The following is a 21,621-nucleotide window of genomic DNA, read 5'->3' on the forward strand; positions in this document are numbered from 1 at the left end:
CGGGGCTGTCGTTTTTTTCGCCCCATGCCTGGGCGATGATTTTCCTTGGGGCTGGCCTGCTGATCTGCCTGCTTGGCCTGGCGTCCGCCGCTTGGGCCGATGGGGCGCCTGCCCCATCCGTCCGCGCCAACGCCGGGCACCAGCGGCCGGCCATGGTGCCCGAGTCTACTTGGCAGCGGGTAAGCCGGGGCGAATGGGCTGCCGCCCTGCCCGAACTGATGGCCCTGGAACCCCAGGGCGCCATGGACCCTGCCTACAACGCCCTGCTGGCCGAAGCAGCCTTGGCCGTCGGTGAAAACGCTCAGGCCACCCTGGCCTTGGAACGCCTGGTGCTGCTCCAGCCCGACAACGCTGGCGCCTGGCTGGACCTGGCCGTGGCCAGCCTGCAACTGGGCGACCGCGCCAATGCCCAGCGGGCACTGGACCAGGTGGAGCGGGGCTTCGCCGCGCCGCCGGGCATCCGCGCCCTGATCCAGGACCTGCGGCGTCGGATGCAGGTTCAGGCCACCCTGACCGAACCGTCGCGCCACCGCCTGCGGGGTGGCCTGCTGCTCGGCCACGACAGCAACGCCAACGGCGGCCTGGCCGCCCGCAGCCTGAGCCTGACACCGGGGGCGGGAGTCATCGAGTTGCCGGTGGCCGATGACTTCCGCCCCCGCGCCGCCCCCTTCTGGCTGCTGACGGGGGAACTGGCCACTCGCCAGACCCTGGCCGGCCAGGCCGTGGAAGGCCGTCTCGCCCTGGCCGAAAAGCGCTACGACGGCCTGGGCGAATTCGACACCCGGGATATCGCCCTGGCCGGCGCCTGGCAGCGCCCCCTGCTCGGCGGCCTGGGCAGTGTGATGGCGGAATGGCGCCGGCTGGACATGGGAGGGCAGCCCCTGATCCAGGTGCCGCGTCTGCGCCTGGGCCTGGAATGGCCCCTACCCGACAGCGGCTGCCGCCTGCTGGGGGCCGTGGATGGCGAATGGCGCCATTACCGTGGCGGCCTGGCCCGCTACGATGGCCGCCTGCTCTGGGGCGAGGCCGGCACTCGCTGCCCTCTGGCCCGTGGCGCCCTGACCCTGCTGGCCCGTGCCGCCCGGGACGATGGCAGCGCCGAGCGACCGGGGGAAGACACTCGCCGCCAGGAACTGGCCCTCGCCTGGCAGGGCCCCGCCTTTCGCCGGGGCGAAGCCGTCCTCCTGGCCCAGGCGGGCCGGGCCAGGGACGAAGCCGGCTACAGCCCCCTGATCCGCAACGACGCCCGGCGTGAGATTCGCCGCTTCAGCCTGCGGGCCGAGCTGGCCTGGCCCCTCGCCGAAGCCTGGCAACTGGTGGCCGCCCTGGAGCACACCCGCCAGATTTCCAACCTGGGTCTTTTCGGCCTGGAGCAGCGCCTGCTGACGGCGGGCCTGCGCTACCAGCAATAAGGGTCCGGTGAAATGTCGGGGAAAAAGTACAAACCCGCGCCAGGGCTGAAATATATTCATGAGCTTTGTTGACAATCCAACGCAAGCCTGTGATTCTACGAAAGGTTTCCCTTTGCTTCGCGGCCCCAGTGATTCCTTAAAATGTGATGCGCATCACATTTTAAGAAGATGTATGAAGCTAGGATAGAATCCGTATGTTGTGTAAATCCAGATTCGGGGTTTGGCGGGCTTCCGCCGGGGCCTGGAGTCTTAGGTAGTTTTTAGTTTCTTTTTTGATCCACTCTGTACAGGAGATCACACCATGGCAGTTACCGCAGCAATGCGTACCCAAGTTACCCAGCTTTATGTGGCCCTTTTCGGCCGCGCGCCCGACTCCGAAGGTCTGGGCTACTGGGTCAATGAAATTTCCACCGGCGCCAAGACCCTGGTTCAAGTCGCCCAAGCGATGTACGACACCACCCCGGCCCGTACCTACTACCCGCTGTACCTGACGAACAACGAAATCGTCACCAACTTCTACACCAACGTTCTGGGCCGCACCCCGGATGCCGATGGTCTGGCCTACTGGTCTGGCCAACTCGCCACCAAGTCTGCCGGCCAAGTCATTGCCGACATGATCACGGCCGTGGTCAATTATGCGGGTACTGACGCTGCCGCCCTGACTTCCCAGACCTTGTTCAATAACAAGGAAGCAGTTGCCGAGTACTACGCCGTGACCCAGCAGGGCAGCGCCACCAACGCAACCGCTGCCATCTCCGGCGTGACCGCTACCTCCGACGTCAGCACCGACGCCGCCAAGGCTGCGATCATCACGGCTGGCACTGCCACCGTAAGCGCCCAGACCTTCACGCTCACTGCGGCTGTGGATAGTGGTCCTTCATTCGTTGGAGGATCGGGCAATGACACCTTCAATGCTTCGGTCGCCGTAAACACTGGTACGGGTGTTTATGATGTTGAAACGCTGAGTGCCCTTGATATCATCGATGGCGGTGCCGGTACGGATACCCTGAACTACACGACGGTCGGTGGTACTGCACTGCCTGCTGCAACGCTGACCAGCATCGAGCTGATTAACGTCGTCTCTGATGGTGCTGTTACTGCTGATGTCCAGAATGCTTCCAGCGTAACCACCTTGACCGCTAAGGCCGTAGCTAATGCGGTGGACATTGACACCAAGGGCAATGCGACCTCTGTGACTGTTACCGGTACAGCTACTACCGTTGCAATTGACGACAACGGCGCTACTGGCGCTGACAAACTGGCCACGGTTAGCATCACCGGTAATACCGGCAATGTGACCATTGGTGCGAATGCCTCAACCGACACGCTGACCTCGCTGACCCTGATCAATTCTGTGAATGGCGATGCCACCGTGACGGCTGCCGCTGGCACGCGTGCCTTGGCGTTGACGCTGAATGGGGTAACCGGTCCGGGCAATAACGTGGTCATTACCGATGATACGGCTACCACCTTGACCATCACTGGCACCGGTGCCCTTTCTTCTGCCATTGACCTTCAGGCGGACGCGGCGACGACGATTTCCATCGCTGCTGATGAAAAGATTACCTTCGCTGCTATTGATGCCTCCGCAGCTACGACGCTGACGGTCACCGGCGACTCGCTGGTAACCTTTACCACCAACACAGCGGCTGATCTTGGTGCTCTGACCACTGTTAATGCCTCCGGTAACACGGGTGGCTTGTCCCTTGGTACTGAGCTTGCTACCGGTGTTACCTTCACGGGCAGTTCCGCTGCTGATAGTGTTAAGCTTGGCGCTACCACGAAGACCATCACCATGGGTGATGGTAACGATACGGTAACGCTCAGCGCCAACGTGGGTACGGGAGGCACCATTGATGCAGGTGCTGGTACTGCTGACGTACTGAGCCTGACCGAAGCATTGGCTGCCAATGACAGTTTGTCTGCAAGCACTACTTTCGAAGGCAAGATTTCTGGTTTCGAAAGATTGGCACTGACTACAGTCACTGGTTCAAAAACAGTTGATCTGGCTAATCTGGATGACATTTCCTGGGTTACCACAACAGCGGCTACTGCTCTGACTCTGGATAAAATGACCTCGGGGGGTACGGTTCAAATAACTGCAGCCTCTACCGCGGTAACTGTAAATGTTACCGACGCTGCTCTGGGTGGTCATAACACTGATGTCCTTAACATCGAGCTCAAGGCTGCAACCAGTGGTGGAAACGTTGATTATGGTGCGCTGACGGCAGCAGCTGTCGAGACCATCAACGTTAACTCCACGCGCTCCGGCACGGTTGTGGCTGCGGATACCAACGAGATCGATCTGACTATTGCCAACGTTGTTACCCTGAACGTTACGGGTGATGTTCTTGCTGATCTTGATGGTGCAGCCCTGGCAGGTAATGCTCTGGCGACGGTCAACGCCAGCACCAACACGGGTGGTCTGAAGGTTACGGTTACTGGCGCTTCGCAGGGTATTGCGATCACCGGTAGTGCAACCAAGGCCAACACCATGGTCGGTGGTTCTGGCGGTGACGTTATCACTGGCGGCAGCGGTGTAGATACGGTTGATGGTGGCGCAGGCGACGACCAGATTTCTGGTGGTGCAGGTGCTGATGTAATCACTGGCGGTACCGGTATTGATACCATTGATCTCGGCTCCGGCGTTGCTGGCGACACCGTGAAATATGGTGCGGCAAATACGTTGCTTGCAGCCAACCGTGATGTGATCACCAACTTCACTGCTGGTGCGACTACTGCTGACACTGTTACAATTCTGGCAGCCTCAATTGTTGATACCACTGAAGCTGCTGGCGCAGGTGCCGCTACAGCCACTCAGTTCAAGACAATCAGCTCCACTTTGGCTGCAGGCGCTGCGACCTTTACGGCAACAGGGTATGATGCTGATACGGGTTGGGTAATGGAGATTGCCACCACGCTGAGTTCGAATGGCGATTTGTCCTTGACGTCTGCCGCTGGTCTTAACGGGACTGAACTGCTCAAGGCACTGTCAAGCACGACGACTGCATCGACTGGTATCGCATTTACTGATACTACAGATACCGGTGCAGAAGCCACAGCTGGATATATCATTGCATATCAAAATGACAAGGCTTATCTGTACTATGCGGCTGATGCAGATAATAGCAACAGCTATGAAGCAACTGAAATTGCGCTGATTGGTACATTTAACGGTGTCACCGCAGGTGCCTTTACGTTTGATAATATCGTTGCTGCTTAATTTCCCCTGAGACAAGTACCTGCCCTCGGGTAGGTGCTTGAGGTGGAAGCCATTGAAACCCTGTCCTTCTCACGAGGGGCAGGGTTTTTTCCATAAGGGACTTGCGGACACGTGCAGGGTCTTTACGGAAGAAATCACAAGGGAGCCATTGCCATCGCCAAGCCAGATCCCGCCCTGATCGCCGTGCTCATCAACCGCGAGCACAGCCGCCTGTCGAGCCAGGTCAAGACGCTGGAGAAAGTGCTGCACGCGTTGTTCTCTGACAAGGAATACCAGCGCCTGATCCAACTGGCTGCCAACTGGCGCGCGCTGCTGGCCTTTGACGACGGCGCCCCGAAACTGGCCGATACGCTGGAGGTGTTCATCGCCGCCTACCGGCAGCGCTCACCCGACCAGGAGAGGCTGCACGACGAGGTGGTCTTCCAAGCCGGCGTCTACCGCATGGGCCATTGGGCGCTGGTCAAGCACTTCATCCCCGGCGTCACCGATTGCCTGGACAACTTCGGCAGCGTCCTGCCCAAGTACCGCGAAGCCTTCAAACGCCGATACGAGGCCGAGGGCAACCTGTCGGTCGAGGCGCAGTCGCAACTGCTCAAAGCCCAGTACGCCTTGATCCCCAACCGCCGTGATCCGTACCGGCACGAGGAGATGAAACGCCGAGGGCTGGTTACCGCCGACGGCATCGTGCCGATGGGCGTGAAGGAAGCGCTGGCGTTGATTGAGCGCGAGGAGGCGCAGGCTGCGCTACCGGCCAAGCGCGGTGTGGTGGCGTGGGTGGCGGATCGGTTTCGGCGCAAAGAGTGAACACGCAGGGTAGGGGCTATGGAAAGTGAACAGCTGGAAACTGAGGGTAAGGCCTCAAAATGGGAGCAAGCTCTTCAACGCTTAGAAATAACTCCGGAGCAGCGTCTCGTCATCGAGAACGCCAAAGCAAAGGAGGCAGACGATTGGTCGCTGGAAGAAGCTGATCTGATTATGCGTGTCAGCCGTGAAGCGCGTCGTCTTCAGGCCGTTGATGAATATAAGGCTCTACCGCAAGATGACCGCGAGCGGGAGCACCATCGAGTATGGCAATTGATTGGCGGATATACCGCCTTCATTGCGGCGGCCTGCCTGGCGGTAATCAGCTCTTCAAAATCTGAGGGCAGCTACGCATTCGCATTTTCGTTCTGGGTAGTCTCGCTGCCTCTTCTTTGCGGCGCAATGTTGCTGGACTACCACGTTCGAGTAAGGCAGGCGAGGCTTAACAGCAAAGTCAGGAGCTTCTTGCTGACGGTGGGCGTTTTATCAAGCCACTTAGGAACGGTGGGTATGGTGAGTACATACTCGTGGGTCGCAGCCGTCGTGTATGGGCTGTGTCCATTGTTGGTCGGCCTATATCTGCACGAAACCATCGCGCTTGGGGCAGAAAAACTTCGAGGATCTTTAGATTGAACGACAAGCTGTACGTCATAGGAAACGGCTTCGATCTCCATCACAGGATGCCGACCCAGTTTTCGGATTTTCGCACCTTTGCTCGAAAGGCTGCGCCAGATGTGTTCCGCGCCGTTGATGACTATGTGCCAGTGAGCGCCAACTGGTCAGACCTGGAGAATGCCCTGGCCGCCCTTGATGTCGAAACCGTCAAAGAGGACTTGAGCTGCTTCATGCCATCCTACGCTGCAGATGACTGGCGCGACTCCGGTCACCATGACTTTCAGTTTGAAGTGGATCGTGTGGTCCGCCAGCTTTCGGTAGAGCTGAGGTCGGTTTTTGCCCGATGGGTCCGGCAGATCAAAGTCCCGGATCTTGCCAATGCGCCTGGGGTCCATCGTCTGACGAGCATTGACCGCAGTGCATCTTTCTTGACGTTCAACTACACGCCCACCCTGGCTGATCTATACGGCGTGCCGCTGGAGCGAACGCTTCATATCCATGGCACGTCTTCCGATGATGACCAGGAACTGGTCCTGGGGCACGGCTGGAATTCGGCGATGCGGAAATCGCTGAATGACCGTCCAGACATCGAGGATGTGGACACCCGAATGATCGAGGCGAACCAGATCCTAGATCGGTACTTCACCGCCACCTTCAAGCCGTCAAAACAGCTGATCGCGCAGCACCAAGAATTCTTCCGCGCCTTGGACGAGGTCACGCACGTCACCGTCCTTGGGCACTCCCTTTCGAATGTGGACGCTGAGTATTTTCGGGCGCTGCTGGCGGTGCCAGCTGTGGCCTCGGCCACCTGGACGGTGGCTTGCCGCCACAGCGACGATGCTGCTGAAAAAACTCAGCGGCTCGTTAACTTGGGCTTGCCGGCAAGTCAGATCAGGGCGGTTGCATGGACCTCACTTTGATTGACCGTTAACAAAACAATTGACAGCAAACCTTCACCTTCTCTACAATCATCGTTAATAAATCACGCAACGGTTAACGATCATGGGCTTCGGCACCTTCATCCGAGAAAAACGCGAGCAGGCCAATGTGCCGATGAACGAGTTCGCTCGCAGCCTGGGCATCTCGCCGGCCTACTGGTCGCGCATCGAGCGCGAACTGGAGAAGGCGCCCAAGGATGAGCTGATCACCAAGGCTGCAGAGAAGCTCGGTCTCAACCCCGACGAGGCTTTCATCGAGGCCAGCCGCTTGCCCCCGGATATGCAGAAGGACGTCAGCACGGTCGTTCGCCTGTATCGCAAATCCCTGGGTTAAGGCGGTGACGGATGCCAGCGCTTTCCCTGCGGTATGACCATTGCTCCTTCGCAAGCCTCGCTACCTGAACAAGTTCGCCATCGAGACCGTGGCCCGTGAGGCCAGAGCACAGCTTTGTCTCCTGGCGCGGATGCGCTGACACTGGCGCAACTGGCGGCCATCTCCGATCTGACCATCAACGGCCTGCCGTACCAACTGTGGGTCAGTCTGGATCATCCCGTCACCGATGAGGATGGTCTGCCCGTATTGGGCCTGTGCGAGTTCGACCCAGATTGCGGCGAAGACGCCGTCTCCGTGCTGGTCTCACCGGTCGGCGAGCAACTCACGCCCGAGCTGGCGCTGTCCACCTTCGCCCACGAACTGGGCCACGCCATCTTCGACGCCCCGGCCTGGCTGATTGCTGCCAAGCAAGGGCCGGGATTGTTCGACGAACCGGATACCAGTCAGCGCCGTGCTTACCGCACGGCCACGCCGGATGCTGAACACCTGGGCGCCACGGCGCAGCCGCAAAACACCGCCCTCGAGAAAGAAATCCGCATCGCCGAGTTCCGCGCCAACGAGTTCATGGGCTCGCTGCTGGTGCCGCGCGACCGCCTGGTCGAGCTGGCTGTGGCCCGTGCGCCGGACTTCGATGTCGGCATTGAGCGCGATGGCGGCCTGTCTGAGGAACTGCACGCCGCTACACCTCGGCTGATCGAGCAAGGTACCTTCGGCTTCGTCGGTATGGAAAACCTCCAGCGCGAACTGGCCGCCACCTTCGGCGTGAACCCCAAATTCATCCGTGTGCGGATGGAACGCTACGGGCTGCTGCCCACTCTGCCTGGTAGAGGACAAGCATGAGTCACTGATCGGATGCGCAACACGCCGGCCGGGTGCCGGCATTTTGAGCACTGATATTAATAGTTCGCGCAACAGTTTAATTAAACGCCACTCGTAAAGGAGAACAAGAATGGCAGAAGTCGACGTGATGGATACCCGTGAGTCAGATCCGACGGCCCTCGCCGCAGAGGCGACTGCTGCGGGTGGCGGCAAACCACGCAAGCCACGGGCCACCGATGGTGGGCCGGAGATCCTGCCCGACATGGGGCACTACGTGACCCTGGTGCGCAAGATCAAGCATCGCGCGCTGGTGGCGCAGTGGCTACAGCACCTGCACCCTGAGGAGCTACCCGGCATCGAGTGGGAGCACAAGGTCTGCACCAGCTACAAGCAGAGCCTGTTCACCGTGGTCGCGGGCCTATCCGGTGCCATCCGTCAGCGGCTGGAGGAAGCCGCACAGCGCGTCCTGCTGCTGTCGGATGACTTTGGGTGCGAGGCCGTCAAATCGCTGCTGAGCGAAGACGACGAGACTGAGCAACAGGCGGTGGCGGTCGCCGGCGACAAGTACGGCCGGGCGCTCTACCTGTACCTGTGCCGCCTGGCGGACGACAAGGACCGCCGGTTTGAGCAGGCCGAAACCGCCCGGCAGCAGAACAAGCAGTGGAAGTCCGAAGCCTACGCCAGCCACTTCCGGGGGCCGAAGGCGGTCGATATCACCTTGGACGACACGCTCAAGGACAAACTCAAGGTGGCGATTGCCGTCATCTACTCGCAGGCACCGCTGCACGATGTGGTCATCGAGCATTTCCAGCGCCGCGACCTGACCCAGGCCGAGGACCGTGGCGGTGAGGACGAGTCGGCTCCGGTCTGGTTGCACACCATCGTGGTCGGCTTCAACGGCAAGGAAACCCACTGGGACAAGATCGTCGACGGCGAGGTGACCACGCGCCACGATCAGGCCCTGCAGCGCATCACCTTCTCGTATGAGCCGAGCACCGGCGCGCTGTCGGTGTTCTGCGATGACCGGAATGCCCGCCAGGAACTCGCCAAAGCCCTGCGCGATGTGGTGCTGGCCAGCGACACTGAAATCGCCGAGATGCCGCTGCGCGAGTTCAGCCTGAAGGCCTTCGGCAGCGCCGAGGTGTTCAACCTGCTCAAACCCGAACCCGGCGACGGCATCGAGCGCATCAGCATCAACCTGATCAAGGTAGCCAAGCGTCTCGAACAACAGGGCGAAGACGGCACGCTGGAAGTTACGAGCGGCATGACCATCCACCGCGACCGCCGTGATCAGCGCGATGTCTATCGCGTGGCCCGGGAAGACTACAAACAGAACGATCTCAGCGGGTTTAACTTGGTGCAGGTCAAGCTGGTGCTGCGCATTGCAAAGCAAAAGGACCGTCGCGCCCACAATATCGTCGTGCAGATCACTGCGCCCAACGGCCTGAACGACAACGCCAAGACCGAGGATGAACGCCAGCTGGTGATGCGCCTGCTGAAACGCTGGCACATCGTCACCGAGTTCTGAGGAGGCTGCCGATGCTGACAGAGACGCTGCAACGGCTGGAGCGATTGGACGGGATGGACAGCACGCTGTTCGGCAGAGAACTGCTGAGCTTTGGCCGCTTGCTGCTGGACAGGGGTTGGATCGCCGCCATTGGTTACTTCAGCCACATCGATGTCGAGGTGATGGACGATATCTTCGAGGAGGTGGAGGTCACGGTCGATGAGGCAGCGGGCCGCTACACCTACCCGCACCCATTCCGGCGCAAAGTGATCCTGAGCGGTTCCTTGCACGAGGTCACCCGCTACCGTTTCCAGCGCGAGCCCTTCTTTGACCACCTGGCCACCCTGCTGGGCATCGAGCCCCGGTTTGCCGTGCGCCGGCGTTGCCTGGTCGAGCATCACCTCTGGTATCTGGGTGACCTCCGTGTCGGCAACCGCCATGCGTTTGCGCCGATGTTCTTCGGGCGACGGCTCAAGGATGCACCAGTTGAGCAGGTCACCTCGGCCTTGTCCGACCCGGCGTTCGGCACGGGTGGCGTGGTGCTGGCACTGAAAGATCCGAAGCTGGCCTTGCCCAACGGACACCAGGTGCGTGCCGTGGCCGATCTGCTGGTCGTGGAGGACGGCGTGGAGCAGTTCGATCTGCCGGTGCTGGAGCGGATTCTGGTAAGTCGGCACGCCGCGCCTGAATTGGCCGAGCTGGTCATCGAATGCGCGCCGGACGGCTCCTGGCTTCGGGTGGGGGACCGAGAGTTGCGCAACATCCGAGGGCAACAGCAGGACTTCGTGCTCACGATGGTCGATGCCTACAAGAAGGGCAACCGACGGCCGAAAGTCGAATGGGCCTTCCGGGTCGCAGGCTACGGCGAGGGCACCTACGACCTGCGGCACATCACGCGCCGCAAGGAGTTCTTCGATTTCTTCGCCCAAGGAGGGGGCGAGTGCTGGATCGTCACCGAGCATTGAAGACGGCCGCACCGCACGGCCAACTTCCAATGTTCTTCCAATAAACGTCCCCTGCTACTTCCAATACCGCATGACAAGAATGGGTAACTCCTTAACCACCAAGGAGTTGAGAAATGCAAACCCATTCTTCGGCCCTCGCGGCCACCCCACAACCGGCAGCCACCGTCCTCGACATCGGCAGTCTTCCCCTCCAACTCGAAGACCTCACCCGCGAGCGCATCAAGGCGCTGCCCAAGCCGGCACTGCAGGAACTCTCCGTCCTACTCGCCGAAATGGACTTATGTCTGCGCCACGCCCGTGAGCAGCTGACCGCTGCGCTCGATGAGCTCTACGGCGACGCTGCCCGTGCGCAACTGCTCGACGCCGGCAAGGATACCGGTACCACGCACCTGACCGACGGCGATCTGGCCATCACGGTCGAGATCAAGAAGTCGGTGTCCTGGGATCAGGGTGAACTGGCCGCCATCGCGCAGCGCATCGCCAGCAACGGCGACGACCCAGCGGAATACATCGACGTGAAGTATTCGGTGTCGGAGCGCAAGTTCGCCGCCTGGCCCGAAACCCTGCGCCGTCCCTTTGAGGCTGCCCGCACCCTCAAACCCGCCAAGCCGGCCTTCCGCCTGGCAATCGTTGGGGAGGGCAAGTGATGGCACTCCCGATCATCAGCGCTGACCAGCGATTGTCAGAAAAACGCTGCGCCAAGGTGGCCCTCGTTGGTGTGCCGGGCGCGGGCAAGACCTCCCAAATTCGCACGGTCGATGCCGAGCGCACCTTGCTGGTGGACACCGAAGCCGGCGATCTGTCCATCCTCGATTGGGCCGGCGACACCCTGCGCCCGCGCACCTGGCCGGAGTTCAAGGACCTGGTGGTGTTCCTCGCCGGGCCGAGCCCAAGTGCGTCACCCGAGCAGGCCTTTTCACAGGCGCACTTCGACCACGTCTGCCAGAAGTACGGCGATCCGGCGCAACTGGCCAAGTACGACACCTACTTCGTCGATTCCTTGACCGTGCTCTCGCGGATGTGCCTGGCCTGGTGCAAGACCCAGCCGGCGGCCTTCTCCGAGAAGACCGGCAAGCCCGACACCAGGGCGCCTATGGCCTCTTGGGCACCGAAATGATCGGTGCGCTCACGCACCTGCAGCACGTGCGGGACAAGCACGTCATCTACGTCTGCATCTTGAAGAGAAGCTGGACGACTTCAACCGTCGCGTCACCAACTGCAACTCGAAGGCGCCAAGACATCGGCCGAATTGCCGGGCGTGCTCGATGAAGTGATCACGCTGGCCATCTTGAAGGCCGACGACGGCACGCCGTACCGCGCCTTCGTCACCGGTGCGGACAACGCCTGGGGCTTCCCGAGCAAGGACCGCAGCGGTCGGCTCGACCCCATCGAAGAACCCCACCTCGGAAAGCTCATCGCCAAGTGCCTCGGCCGCGACGCCATCGCACGCCCGGCTGCACCTGCCACCGCTTTCTCGAGCGCCAGCACCCCATCCCCCGATTTCCACGCATCCCAGGAGTAAGCCGCCATGTCCAACTGGAACGACTTCAACGACGCTGAACAGCAGCAGTCCTTCGACCTCATCCCGCGCAACACGGCTGCCAAGCTGCGCCTGACCATCAAGCCGGGTGGCTTTGATGACCCGGCACAGGGCTGGACCGGCGGCTGGGCCACCCAGAGTTTCGAGACCGGTGCGGTTTACCTCGCCTGCGAGGGCGTGGTGATGGAAGGCCCGTTTGCCAAACGCAAGATCTGGTGGAACGTCGGTCTGCACAGCGCCAAGGGGCCGACCTGGGGGAACATGGGCCGGACCTTCATCCGGGCAGCGCTCAACTCCGCGCGCAATGTCCATCCGGCCGACAACAGCCCGCAAGCGCAGGCGGCCCGCCGCATTGCCGGCTTCGGTGACCTCGATGGCCTGGAGTTTGCCGCCCGCATCGACATCGAGAAGGATGGCCGGGGCGAGGACCGCAACACCATCAAGGCCGCCATCGAGCCAGACCACAAGGACTACGCCCTGGTCATGGGCGTGATGCCCAAGGGCAATCCCGGTGGCAACTCCGGTGCGCCGGCAGCGGTCGCTGCACCCAGCTACACGCCACCGGCTGCTGCCGCACGTCCTGCCCCATCCACCGTCCCCAGCGGCAAACCCGCCTGGGCGCAATAAGGGAGGGCGTGACGATGATGAGCACACCTATTCTCACGACCAGCCATTACGGCGTGGTGCGTTTTGGTGACCTGGCGGTGGAAGCCGTGGTGCTGGAAGACGGCACCCGGGGCTATGTGCAGCGCCAGTTGGCCACCGCCATCGGCCTGCACGAATCGCGCCGGGGCAGCCAACTCAAAACCTTGCTGTCCGATGTCGCCCCCGGCGCAGCGGAGGTCCTGCAGGAGAACGCCTGCAGCATCCGCCTGCCCTCGGGGCAGACTACGGCGTTCTTCCCGGCCGGGGTGATCAGCGAGGTCGCCTCTGGCGTGATCGACGCCGCGCTCGAAGGCCGTCTGCACCGCAAACGCCAGCACCTGGTGCCCAACTGCCAGCGCATCCTGAAGGCGCTGGCCAAGTCTGGCGAAGTCGCCTTGATCGACGAGGCTACCGGCTACCAGTACCACCGTGCCCCCGATGCCTTGCAGGCCTTGATCTCGCGCTTGCTGCGTGAGCGCGTGGCCAGCTGGGAGCGGCGCTTCACCCCCGACTACTACCGGGCGCTGTTTCGCCTGTTCGGCTGGCACTACCAGGGCCATCAGCAAAACCCGCCGGCGGTGATCGGCCAGATCACCCTACGCTGGGTGTACGACGTGATCATGCCCCGCGAAATCATCGAGGAGATCAGGAGCCGCAAGCGCCTCTCAGACAAGGCCCATCAGTGGCTCTCCGAAGGCGGTCTCGCCCTCCTGGAAAAACAGATCCACGCGGTGACCATGATTGCGCGCTCGTCGATGACCTACCGGGACTTCGATACCCGCTGCGCCACGGCGTTTGGCAGCCAGCCGCTGCAGATGACCCTCTTCATCGGTGCGCTGGAGGGAGGGCAATGAATGGCCGGGCAGTGTTGGGTCTGCAAGCGGCAGGCCCGTGGCCTCGGCCACAGCGACAACCGCTTCAAGGTCGGCGAATCCCGTCGGTACCCGATGGACTGGGTCTTTTGCAGCCGCCAATGCCAGGACGCGTTTCACGCGCTCTACGGCCAGTGGCTGCGAACCGACCCCAGGCAGGAGGACGTGCTCATGGTTGACCCGACCGAATTCGAGCGCGCGGCGATGCGCGCTTGCCTGAGGTTCTTCGGCGAGGCCGCCGGTGAGATCGGCTTTGACAAGCCGCTGGGTCACTACAGCGAGGCCGAAGCCTTGCAGGTGATCGAGGCGATTGTGACCGGCTGGACGGAGGCCATGGCGGCGCACCACCAGCAGGCGAAGTATCCGCCGGTGCGGGGGCTCGCCCCCTATGAGACACAGGCGCCGCAGCCGGTGGCCACGTTGGAGCCAGCCTCGGCAACGATCACCTTCGATCCGGCGAATCCCTTCGCTGATCTGGAGGACGACCTGCCGTGGGAGACCGGGGAGGCAGTGGCGGCCAAGGCCACCCGGCGTGGGAGGGCGAAGTGATGTTGGACTTCAATCATCGCCCCGCCTTCCACGAGCGGGTAACGGGCTTCATCGATGCGGCGCTGGATGTTGAACGTGCCGGGCAGACCCGCGTGACTACCTTGGTGCTTCCCGTCTGGGCGTGGCCTGGAACGTGCGTTGCAGTACGAGTACGCCGGTGCGCCGGTCGATCCCGGCCGGGGATTTTCTGGCCGCATCCTGCGGGTGTTCGAGGTCGGCCATGCGCTGGAAGACCTGGCCGTGCGCTGGCTGCGCATGGCGGGCTTCGAATTGCACAACCAGAAGGCCAACGGCGGCCAGTTTGGCTTTTCGGTGGCGGGTGGCCGGATCAAGGGCCACGTCGACAGGATCATCACGGCGGCACCACCAGAGCTGGGACTTTCTTTCCCGATGCTCTGGGAGTGCAAGACCATGGCCGACAAGCACTGGAAGGCCTGTGTCAAGTCTGGCGTGGCGGTCACCAAGCCAGTCTATGCCGCGCAGATGGCCACTTACCAGGCCTACATGGAAGGCTCGGTCGAAGGCATCAGCCGTAATCCGGCACTCTTCACCGCCATCAACAAGGACACGCAGGAGCTGTGGTTCGAGCTGGTGCCCTTCGATGCGGGGCTGGCCCAGAAGATGTCCGACCGCGCGGTGCGGGTGATCCAGGCGACTGAGGCCGGTGAGCTCTTGCCACGCGGCTTCGCCGAGGCCAGCCACTTTGAGTGCAAGTTCTGCAGCTACGCGCAGCGTTGCTGGGGAGGTGTGTGATGAGCACAGCTTCCAAGCGCGCCAGCGCACGCAAGACCTACCGCACCGAGTGGGTGGATCGCTGGTCGCCCCCCAAACCCCTGGTCGGGCTGCAGGCCATCGAGAAGGTGCTCAATCGCCACACCTTTCTGGTGACACCGGAGTCCCGGCTGGTGGTGGCGGTGCTCGCCCGCGCCATTCACGACAGCCTGAGTTTGACCAACCGCCGGATGCGGCGCGAGGCCCGGCGCTTTCTGCTCGGGGAGGACCTCACGCTCTGGTGTGACCTGGTCGGCTTGCATCCGGACTTCGTGCGCTTCGTCGCCCGCAAGGCCGGTTATCTCGCCGATGAAAAAGCGCACTGGCAGAAGGTGCCGATCAAGGTGCCGGTCCTGCCGGTACCGAATGAGCCGGTGGTCAGCGCCAGCAGCGCGCCCGTGCATTCCATCACCTGCCACGCCCACAACCATCCGCCACAGGGAGGACTGATCCATGCTTGATTTCAATTCGGTGCCGCCGCAGGCCTTCCCTGTTGGTGGTGACCTCAACCAACAACGCGACGCCATCCGTGCCGATCTGCTGGCGCGGCTGGAGTCGGTGCTGATGACGCTGCTGCCGGCCGGCAAGAAGCGCGGCCAGAAATACCTGGTCGGTGATGTGCTGGGCAGTCCTGGCGACAGCCTGGAGGTGTCGCTCAAGGGGGAAACCGCTGGTCTGTGGCACGACCATGCCACGGGTGAAGGCGGTGACATCTTTGATCTGATCGCTGCCCACTATGGGCTCGACACCCAGGCAGACTTCGCCAGGGTTCTGGAGATCGCCGGGCAACTGGTGGGGCGAGCCACCAACCATCCCCCGAAGCGCAAGAAGGCGGAAGCCCCGGTCGATGAACTGGGTCCGGCCACGGCTAAGTGGGACTACCTGGATGCTGCCGGCAACCTGATCGCCTGTGTGTATCGCTACGACCCGGCACCGGGCAGGAAGGAGTTCCGCCCCTGGGATGCCAAGCGCCGCAAGATGGCCCCACCCGAGCCGCGTCCGCTCTACAACCAGCCGGGCATCGTTGCTGCCGAACAGGTGATCTTGGTCGAGGGCGAGAAGTGCGCGCAGGCCTTGATCGAAGCTGGCATTGTGGCCACCACGGCAATGCACGGCGCCAACGCGCCGGTCGACAAGACGGACTGGTCACCGCTGGCGGGCAAAGCCGTGCTCATCTGGCCCGACCGGGACAAACCGGGATTGGTATGCCGAGGCCGCTTCGCAAGCGGTGCTCATGGCGGGGGCCACCTCCTGCGCCATCCTGCTGCCGCCGGACGCCAAGTCGGAAGGCTGGGATGCGGCGGATGCATTGGGTGAAGGCTTCGATGTGGCGGGCTTCCTTGCCACCGGGCCGCGTATCACGGTGCAGCCCTTCGATGACGACCAGGCGCCATCGGCTCACTTCGATGCTGCCGACCATGACGAGTCTCACGACAGCGATGCCACGGTCTGGGGCACGGAGGATGCCCTGGCGGTGAGTTTTACCCGGCGCTACCAGCGCGACTGGCGCTACATCGCGGCCTGGGGCAAATGGCTGATGTGGGATGGGCAGCGCTGGCGGGCCGAGGAGACCTTGGCGGCGACTGACCTGATCCGTCACGTCTGTCGCCACGCAGCAGTCCGCGCAGACAGCAGCAAGGTGGCAGCCAAGCTCGCCGCCAGCAGCACCGTGGGCGGGGTGGAACGTCTGGCCCGCACCGACCGCCGGCACGCGGCGACCACCGACGAGTGGGATGCGGACATCTGGCTCATCAACACGCCGGGTGGCGTGGTGGATCTGCGCACCGGCCGGATGCGCCCGCACGACCGTGCCGACCGGATGACCAAGATTGCTGCGGCCACCCTGGTGCCGGGCAGCAGCTGCCCCAACTGGATGCGGTTTCTGGATCAGGTCACCGGCGGCGATGCTGAGCTGCAGTCCTACCTGCAGCGGGTGTTTGGCTACTGCCTGACCGGGGCGACCAGTGAGCACGCCTTGTTCTTCCTCTACGGCACCGGCGCCAACGGCAAGTCGGTGTTCGTGAACACGCTCTTCACCCTGCTCGGGGACTATGCCGCCAACGCCCCCATGGACACCTTCATGGAAACACGCGGGGATCGGCATCCGACCGATCTAGCGGGATTGCGGGGTTCGCGCTTTGTCGGTGCCACCGAGACCGAGCAGGGTCGGCGCTGGAACGAGTCGAAGATCAAGGAGATCACCGGCGGCGACCGAGTCTCTGCACGCTTCATGCGCCAGGACTTCTTCACCTACGTGCCGCAGTTCAAGTTGGTGATCGCCGGCAACCACAAGCCGGCCATCCGCAACATCGATGAGGCGATGCGCCGGCGTCTGCACCTGATCCCCTTCACGATCACCGTGCCCCCGGAAAAGCGCGACAAGCAGCTGCAGACCAAGTTGCTGGCCGAGGCCAACGGCATCTTCAGCTGGGGCGTCGAAGGGTGCCTGGCCTGGCAGCGCGAAGGGCTGCGCCAGCCTCAATCGGTGCTGGATGCGACGGACGAGTACTTCGAAGCGGAAGACGCGCTGGGCCGCTGGCTCGAGGAATGCTGCGTGCGCCACCCCAATGCCAAGTCGCTGACCGCTGAGCTGTTCAGCGACTGGAAGCAGTGGGCGGAGGCGGCCGGGGAGTTCGTCGGCTCGCAAAAGCGCTTTGCCGATCTGCTGCTCACCCGAGGCCTGGAGAAGTGGCGCAACGGCATGGGCCTGCGGGGATTCCAGGGGGTGGGCCTCAAGGAGACCCCGAAGGACCGCTTTACGCCCTATGCCGACAACTGACCCGAACCATGAATCGACGCGGTTCTGACGGATCGGACAGACTCACTGATTTACGCCTACACGCGCGCACGCGTGAAGAGGGTAACCGGCAGACCTGTCCGATCCGTCAGACCGCCCAAAACACAGGACTGACGAACATGACGACAACGATTTTGGCCCTTGATCTGGGCACACAACTTGGGTGGGCAGTTTCTGCCCGCGACGGACTCATCAGCGGCGGCAGCGAATCCTTCAAGCCGCAGCGGTTTGAAGGCGGCGGGATGAGATACCTGCGCTTCAAGCGCTGGCTCACCGACATCAAGCAGTGCGCCGACGGGCTCGACTGGGTGGTGTTCGAGGAGGTGCGTAAACACGCCGGTGTCGATGCGGCCCACGCCTACGGCGGCTTCATGGCGCACCTGACCGCTTGGTGCGAACACCACCAGATCCCGTACCAGGGCGTGCCGGTGGGCACGATCAAGAAGCACGCCACTGGCAAGGGCAATGCCGGCAAGGCCGAGATGATCGCGGCGGCCAAGGCGCGTGGCCATGACCCGGTCGACGACAACCACGCCGATGCGCTGGCGCTGCTGGACTGGGCGATGGCCCAAGGAGGTGTGGCATGCGCATGAGCACACCCTCGATTCCCTGCCCACTGGGCAGAATGGCACCGCAGTCACCGGCCAACGCCGAAGAGCTCCGGGCGATGCGCGCCGCCGCCTGGCACAAACAGGGCATTGTGGTCGTGCCGCTGGAGGACATCTACGACGAGTGGGATCGGGCGTTCCTGTCCGGCATCGCCTCCAAGCTCTACGGTGCCCGCACTGCGGCTTCCCGCAAGAGCACACCTTGGGCCGAGGGCGAGGTGATCGACCGGGGTGATGGCGAGACCTGGACGGTGGTGGCGACCACGGCCAAATCGGTCACCGTGCAGCGTGACCGCGATGGCGCACTGGCCACCCTCGGGCAACTTGGGGAGGGACGGTCATGACCAAGAAAACCCAACGCGCCCAAGCCAGGGCCGAGAAGAAACCCCGCATCGGCGAGGAGCACATCCGCCCGGATGGCAGCGTGATCCGCTACGTCCGCGAGGAAGACGATGACCGCAAGCCCGTCGACCACTACCGCACGGTGGACACGCTGGCGCTGATGCTCAAGAACGGCAGCATCACCGGTGCCATGCACGACGCGGGGCAACAGTTCTCGCAGGACTTTGCTCGGGCGTTCGGCAGTGGTGTCGCCAGCCCCAAGCTCGACGGCCTGCCGGGTGGCACCGCACCCGGCCAGATGATGGTCGAGAAAAACGCTGGCGCTGCCCGGGTAGTACGGGATGCGCTGGAGGCGGTGGGTGGCAGCGGCTCTCCAGCCGGATCGGCGCTGTGGTATGTGGCTGGGCTGCAGATGTCGATCCGGGATTGGGCTCAGCGTGAAGGCTGGAACGGTCGTCGGCAGGATCGGGATGAGGCCAAGGGCTATCTGGTAGCAGCCCTTGGCGTGCTGGCTCGGTACTACGGCTATGAGCGCTCAGGCAGTCGAAAGCCATTTGCACAGGTATCCGCTTCTAGCGGATAATGTGACCATGGTCTTTGTGGAACTCCCGATCTTCGTCCGCTGTGCAGCCGAACTGTTCTCGGATGAGGATATGGCCGAGTTGCAGAACACCTTGCTGGAAAACCCTGCCGCCGGTGACTTGATCCCCGGTGGTCGGGGTTTGCGCAAGCTGCGTGTTCCGCTGCCTGGTCGAGGCAAGCGTGGCGGTGCCCGGGTGATCTACTACCACTGGGTCAGCAAGGCGCAGTGCTATCTGATCTACGCCTACGCGAAGAATGTCAGTGCGAACCTGACGCCGGATCAGCTGCGGCGGTTGGCTGAAGTGATGCAAGCGGAGATACGAGATGAATGACAAACAGTTCGATGAGTTGCTGAGCAGCGTACGTGACATGGGCCGCCATATGCGTGGTGAGGCCGTGGCCGGTGTGCGTGTGCAGGAGTTTCCCGAGCCCGATGTCAAGGCGATCCGTGAGCGCACGGGGCTTTCGCAGAGTCGGTTTGCCTACCTGATTGGCGTCAAGCCCAAGACACTTCAGAACTGGGAGCAGCGCCGAGTGCGTCCTGCCGGGCCGGCTCGCGCCTTGCTCAAGATCGTCGAAGCCAACCCCGACGCGCTATCGGCCATTCACGCGTGAAAATTTTGCGGGTCGACAACAAACCTACTTGAATGCTGGCCCCCCACAAGGTACAGTAATCCCGTACTGCTGATAGCTGCGCCCACCGGAAACCCCGCGTGGGCGTTGTCGTTTCTGGGCCTGGCGTTCGCCTCTCTGCCCAGCCTTGGAGACTCCCCCATGAAACTCCTCATCACCCGCCCGGTAGTCATCACCGACGATGGCGGCACGCGCTCGTTCGTCACTGGCCTGACGGTCGAGGTCGATGCGGCCACGGCCGAACAGATCCTGGCGCAGCAAGCCGGCATCGCTGCCGAGCCTGTTGCAAATACCGAAGCGCCATCCACTCCTCGCCGCCGGAAGTCCGCCGATGCTGAAACTTGACGTCACCGCAGACGTGGCCAAGGCCACCGAGCACCTCTCGGATCTGGCACAGCGGCACATCCCGAACGCCGCTGCCAAGGCCCTGACCCGCACGGCGTTCGACGCCCGTGATGCGGTGCGCGACGGTCTACCCGAGCGCTTCAACCTGCGCCGCCCGTGGATCAGCCGGGGCATTGGCGTCACGCTGGCTGCCGCGCACCCTGATGGCTGAGGTCTGGTCGCGCGACCGCTTCATGGCGGCACAGGAGTCCGGCGGCAGCCATCCCGATGCGCGACCCATTCCGGCCGGGCGGTTGCGCGAGATGGCACAGACCCGGGTGATCCCCAAGAGCCAGTGGCTCGACCAGGCCAAGAACAAGCCCACCGTGTTCTACCGGGCGGGGATGGTGTTCGAGCGCCGGGACGAGCGACGCATCCTGGCCTTGTACCTGCTGCGGCCCAAGACCCAGATCAAGGTGCAGCCGCGTTTCGGCATGGCCGAGACGGTCAGGAGCGTGGCCCTGAAGGAGTACTACCGGCAAATGGAACGGGCACTGCGAGAAGAACTGGCGAAGGCCCCGTGATCGCGGCTGACGTATCTGACACATCTGACGGGTCCTCCCGGGCGATCTCAAAAGCGGGGGACGCGCCAACCACCCGGCTTGCCTAGCGCCAGCGACAAAAAGAGGTTGCCAGTTGCCACCCAGGTTTCCACCCGTTTCCACGCCGAGGTGATCCACCCCTGACGATTGATTGACCCGCCCGGCCCGGAGGAATGCGATGGGACTGTCCATCCGGGCCTATGCCCAACACCGTGGCGTGAGCCACACCGCTGTGGCCAAGGCCATCCAGGCCGGGCGCATCAGCAAAGAACCCGACGGCACCATTGACCCGGTCAAGGCCGACGCCCAATGGGCGCGAAACACGCTGCCGTCACAGAACCTCAATACTGGCGCCCCGAAGCCTGCGGCCAAGGTGGCAACCCCACCTGTTTCCACCCCGGTTTCCACGGCACCAGTTTCCACTCGTGAGGTGCAAGCGCCGCTGGAAACCCGGGCTGCCGCGCCTGACTACCAGACCAGTCGCGCCATACGCGAGGCCTATGCCGCGCGCCTGGCCAAACTCGAATTCGAAGAACGCACGGGCAAGCTGCTCAACGCCGACGAGGTGAAGGTCAAGCACTTCAACCTCGCGCGGCTGCTGCGCGACCGCATCCAGCAAATCCCTCGCAAGCTCGCCCCGCAAATCGTGGCGGCCGTGGTCGCACAGCCCGACCAGCGCGTGGTGGAAGACCTGCTGATGGAGGCGATCCGCGAAGCCCTGGAGGAACTCTCACGATGACCG

General features: G+C 62.7%; 28 protein-coding genes. All 28 read left to right on the top strand.

Annotated features, from left to right (window positions below; genetic code table 11):
- Positions 1-35 precede the first annotated feature (35 nt).
- The 28 genes from DENOEST_RS18795 (at position 36) to DENOEST_RS18920 (ending at position 21,618) form a co-directional block, all read left to right on the top strand.
- Positions 36-1,412: a tetratricopeptide repeat protein gene (locus DENOEST_RS18795; protein WP_145770359.1), complete on the top strand. Its 1,377-nt coding sequence runs from the start codon at positions 36-38 to the stop codon at positions 1,410-1,412.
- Positions 1,413-1,713: 301 nt separating this feature from the next.
- Positions 1,714-4,635, top strand: a complete 2,922-nt coding sequence (locus DENOEST_RS18800; protein ID WP_183148290.1) for a beta strand repeat-containing protein — start codon at positions 1,714-1,716, stop codon at positions 4,633-4,635.
- Positions 4,636-4,746: 111 nt separating this feature from the next.
- A complete protein-coding gene (locus DENOEST_RS18805; protein ID WP_145770299.1) occupies positions 4,747-5,439 on the top strand; it encodes a hypothetical protein in 693 nt (230 codons plus the stop codon).
- An 18-nt stretch (positions 5,440-5,457) separates the two neighbouring features.
- Complete coding sequence (locus tag DENOEST_RS18810; protein WP_183148291.1) at positions 5,458-6,069, top strand: hypothetical protein; 612 nt, start codon at positions 5,458-5,460, stop codon at positions 6,067-6,069.
- Positions 6,066-6,971: a bacteriophage abortive infection AbiH family protein gene (locus tag DENOEST_RS18815; RefSeq protein WP_211357690.1), complete on the top strand. Its 906-nt coding sequence runs from the start codon at positions 6,066-6,068 to the stop codon at positions 6,969-6,971. Before DENOEST_RS18810 ends, DENOEST_RS18815 begins: the two co-directional genes overlap by 4 nt.
- A gap of 82 nt (positions 6,972-7,053) precedes the next feature.
- Positions 7,054-7,323, top strand: coding sequence for a helix-turn-helix domain-containing protein (locus DENOEST_RS18820; protein WP_145770296.1), 270 nt, complete (start codon positions 7,054-7,056; stop codon positions 7,321-7,323).
- 114 nt (positions 7,324-7,437) lie between these two features.
- A complete protein-coding gene (locus DENOEST_RS18825) occupies positions 7,438-8,163 on the top strand; it encodes a M78 family metallopeptidase domain-containing protein (protein WP_183148292.1) in 726 nt (241 codons plus the stop codon).
- A gap of 109 nt (positions 8,164-8,272) precedes the next feature.
- Positions 8,273-9,670, top strand: coding sequence for a hypothetical protein (locus DENOEST_RS18830; protein ID WP_145770294.1), 1,398 nt, complete (start codon positions 8,273-8,275; stop codon positions 9,668-9,670).
- Between the two features lie 11 nt (positions 9,671-9,681).
- Entirely contained in the window at positions 9,682-10,614 is a 933-nt protein-coding gene (locus DENOEST_RS18835; RefSeq protein ID WP_145770293.1) for a hypothetical protein, read from the top strand.
- Positions 10,615-10,727: 113 nt separating this feature from the next.
- Entirely contained in the window at positions 10,728-11,261 is a 534-nt protein-coding gene (locus DENOEST_RS18840) for a hypothetical protein (protein ID WP_145770292.1), read from the top strand.
- The gene (locus DENOEST_RS19990; RefSeq protein ID WP_197970662.1) at positions 11,261-11,731 is read left to right on the top strand and encodes an ATP-binding protein; all 471 of its coding nucleotides are present in this window, start codon (positions 11,261-11,263) and stop codon (positions 11,729-11,731) included. Before DENOEST_RS18840 ends, DENOEST_RS19990 begins: the two co-directional genes overlap by 1 nt.
- Before the next feature lie 141 nt (positions 11,732-11,872).
- Entirely contained in the window at positions 11,873-12,136 is a 264-nt protein-coding gene (locus DENOEST_RS19995) for a hypothetical protein (RefSeq protein ID WP_197970663.1), read from the top strand.
- A gap of 6 nt (positions 12,137-12,142) precedes the next feature.
- A complete protein-coding gene (locus DENOEST_RS18850; RefSeq protein WP_145770290.1) occupies positions 12,143-12,781 on the top strand; it encodes a hypothetical protein in 639 nt (212 codons plus the stop codon).
- Between the two features lie 14 nt (positions 12,782-12,795).
- Positions 12,796-13,653 carry a P63C domain-containing protein gene (locus tag DENOEST_RS18855; RefSeq protein WP_197970457.1) on the top strand — a complete coding sequence of 286 codons (858 nt, stop codon included), beginning with the start codon at positions 12,796-12,798 and terminating at the stop codon, positions 13,651-13,653.
- Entirely contained in the window at positions 13,654-14,220 is a 567-nt protein-coding gene (locus DENOEST_RS18860; protein WP_145770289.1) for a DUF6511 domain-containing protein, read from the top strand.
- Positions 14,221-14,358: 138 nt separating this feature from the next.
- Entirely contained in the window at positions 14,359-14,973 is a 615-nt protein-coding gene (locus tag DENOEST_RS18865; RefSeq protein WP_197970664.1) for a PD-(D/E)XK nuclease family protein, read from the top strand.
- Positions 14,973-15,452 carry a hypothetical protein gene (locus DENOEST_RS18870; protein ID WP_145770287.1) on the top strand — a complete coding sequence of 160 codons (480 nt, stop codon included), beginning with the start codon at positions 14,973-14,975 and terminating at the stop codon, positions 15,450-15,452. The genes DENOEST_RS18865 and DENOEST_RS18870 overlap by 1 nt, the downstream gene beginning before the upstream one ends.
- Positions 15,445-16,308 (top strand): hypothetical protein, encoded by an 864-nt coding sequence (locus DENOEST_RS20000; RefSeq protein WP_197970665.1) that lies wholly within the window; start codon positions 15,445-15,447, stop codon positions 16,306-16,308. Before DENOEST_RS18870 ends, DENOEST_RS20000 begins: the two co-directional genes overlap by 8 nt.
- The gene (locus DENOEST_RS18875; protein ID WP_197970666.1) at positions 16,226-17,770 is read left to right on the top strand and encodes a phage/plasmid primase, P4 family; all 1,545 of its coding nucleotides are present in this window, start codon (positions 16,226-16,228) and stop codon (positions 17,768-17,770) included. Before DENOEST_RS20000 ends, DENOEST_RS18875 begins: the two co-directional genes overlap by 83 nt.
- 137 nt (positions 17,771-17,907) lie before the next feature.
- Complete coding sequence (locus tag DENOEST_RS18880) at positions 17,908-18,381, top strand: crossover junction endodeoxyribonuclease RuvC (RefSeq protein WP_145770285.1); 474 nt, start codon at positions 17,908-17,910, stop codon at positions 18,379-18,381.
- Positions 18,378-18,740 carry a hypothetical protein gene (locus DENOEST_RS18885; protein WP_183148178.1) on the top strand — a complete coding sequence of 121 codons (363 nt, stop codon included), beginning with the start codon at positions 18,378-18,380 and terminating at the stop codon, positions 18,738-18,740. The genes DENOEST_RS18880 and DENOEST_RS18885 overlap by 4 nt, the downstream gene beginning before the upstream one ends.
- On the top strand, positions 18,737-19,321 hold the full coding sequence (locus DENOEST_RS18890; RefSeq protein WP_145770283.1) for a hypothetical protein: 585 nt from the start codon (positions 18,737-18,739) through the stop codon (positions 19,319-19,321). The genes DENOEST_RS18885 and DENOEST_RS18890 overlap by 4 nt, the downstream gene beginning before the upstream one ends.
- Positions 19,322-19,328: 7 nt before the next feature.
- Positions 19,329-19,652, top strand: a complete 324-nt coding sequence (locus tag DENOEST_RS18895; protein ID WP_145770282.1) for a type II toxin-antitoxin system RelE/ParE family toxin — start codon at positions 19,329-19,331, stop codon at positions 19,650-19,652.
- Positions 19,645-19,935 (top strand): helix-turn-helix domain-containing protein, encoded by a 291-nt coding sequence (locus DENOEST_RS18900; RefSeq protein ID WP_145770281.1) that lies wholly within the window; start codon positions 19,645-19,647, stop codon positions 19,933-19,935. The genes DENOEST_RS18895 and DENOEST_RS18900 overlap by 8 nt, the downstream gene beginning before the upstream one ends.
- A gap of 159 nt (positions 19,936-20,094) precedes the next feature.
- Positions 20,095-20,298 (top strand): hypothetical protein, encoded by a 204-nt coding sequence (locus DENOEST_RS18905; protein WP_145770280.1) that lies wholly within the window; start codon positions 20,095-20,097, stop codon positions 20,296-20,298.
- Entirely contained in the window at positions 20,285-20,509 is a 225-nt protein-coding gene (locus DENOEST_RS18910; RefSeq protein ID WP_183148293.1) for a hypothetical protein, read from the top strand. Before DENOEST_RS18905 ends, DENOEST_RS18910 begins: the two co-directional genes overlap by 14 nt.
- Positions 20,472-20,861, top strand: a complete 390-nt coding sequence (locus DENOEST_RS18915) for a hypothetical protein (protein WP_183148294.1) — start codon at positions 20,472-20,474, stop codon at positions 20,859-20,861. The genes DENOEST_RS18910 and DENOEST_RS18915 overlap by 38 nt, the downstream gene beginning before the upstream one ends.
- A gap of 196 nt (positions 20,862-21,057) precedes the next feature.
- Positions 21,058-21,618 (top strand): hypothetical protein, encoded by a 561-nt coding sequence (locus DENOEST_RS18920; RefSeq protein WP_145770278.1) that lies wholly within the window; start codon positions 21,058-21,060, stop codon positions 21,616-21,618.
- The last annotated feature ends 3 nt before the right edge of the window (positions 21,619-21,621 follow it).

The organism is Denitratisoma oestradiolicum (assembly GCF_902813185.1).
Taxonomy (GTDB): domain Bacteria; phylum Pseudomonadota; class Gammaproteobacteria; order Burkholderiales; family Rhodocyclaceae; genus Denitratisoma; species Denitratisoma oestradiolicum.